This window comes from Sedimentitalea sp. XS_ASV28 (assembly GCF_041224545.1).
Taxonomy (GTDB): Bacteria; Pseudomonadota; Alphaproteobacteria; order Rhodobacterales; family Rhodobacteraceae; genus Sedimentitalea.
Genome location: NZ_JBGFGP010000142.1, coordinates 1 through 1,315 on the forward strand (window position 1 = coordinate 1; position 1,315 = coordinate 1,315).

Below are 1,315 nucleotides of genomic sequence, written 5' to 3' on the forward strand. Positions count from 1 at the left end.
CATCTCGGCCGAGGCGTGCCCCAGCTGCTTTTGGACATAGCGTTCGTCGACCTCAGCCGAACTGGCGAGGCCGGCGCGCAGCGAGTGGCCAGAAAACAGCGCCAGGCGGTCCTTTTCGGGCAGTTCGGAGCGGATGCCGGCTTCTAGGACTGTGCGCTTGATCAGCCGGGCCACATGCTTGTCGTTGAGCCGTGTATCGAGGGCGCGCTTGCCGTCCCGAGAGGTGCCGACAAAAATCGGACCGAAGTTGATCTTCGAAAAGTGCAGCCATTGCTCGAGAGCATGCACGGGGCAGGTCTGATCCTTTGAGCCTCGGCCGATCTCCACTTCGCGCCAGCCCGTCTTGGCATTGAGAGTGAGCAGGGCGCCCTTGTCGAAGATCTCGATCCAACCGCCGGAATCCAGTGTGTCGTCTTTGTGCACGTCGAGGCTGACAATTTCCGAGCGGCGCAAGCCTCCGGCGTAGCCCAGAAGAAGGATTGCGCGATCTCGCAGCCCGCGCAGGTCGTAGGGCAGGGTGGCCACCATCGCGAGGATGTCCTCAGCCATGATCGCTTCCTTCTGCACCGGTGGACGTGCGTGCTTGCGCTTGATCCCCGCCAGCACCGTGGCGATGTGCCGGTTTTTCCGATCAACGGTGAATCCCCGCTGCGAGTAGTTCCAGGCAAGGCCCGACAGGCGGCGGTCTATGGTGCTGACTGATAGGGCAGGGGAGGGGCCCGACCCGGACGCCAGATCGGCGAGATAAAGCCCGATCATCTCAGGGGAGGGGGGCAATGGCTCCGCGCCCTTCATCCGGCACCAGCGTGCAAAATGTGCCCAGTCCTTCGCGTAGGCTTTCAGCGTGTTCTCTGAAGCCGCTGCACGTGCGTAGTCTCGGGCAGTGTCCACAAGTCGATCAAGCGTACCGGAGCCAGCGACATGGGAGGGCAAAGCAATGCCATCGCGTTCCTCTTGATCTCTGTCGTCGATGCGAGCATCATCCAGCTCATCAGAGGGCGTTGATGTCGATTTCTCGGTCTCTGAGGGCATTTTCCACTGAATCCTGCAATGAAATTGAACTGTTTCCCAGTATAGACTTTAATGTCCGATAATGCAAACTTATTGGACATAAATGAGGGACGCAGGGTGGGGCAGTTTGCACACCATATTATAGAAAAAGCGCCGCGAGAGACTAGGCCGTGTTGACAAAAGGTGTTAACAGGGCGGGCTGAACGTGATTCAAACTGGTATCTGCAATGGAGACCAGCTTGGCACGAGACCTGATGTCGGACGAAGAGTGGGCGTTTCATGAACGCTTCATCCTGGCCGCCCG

At 59.1% G+C, this 1,315-nt stretch carries 1 protein-coding gene; it reads right to left on the reverse strand.

What is annotated here, in order from left to right:
* Nucleotides 1–1,032: tyrosine-type recombinase/integrase (locus AB9K34_RS13205; protein ID WP_369954897.1), on the reverse strand; the 1,032-nt coding region annotated here is incomplete at its 3' end.
* Nucleotides 1,033–1,315: the final 283 nt, after the last annotated feature.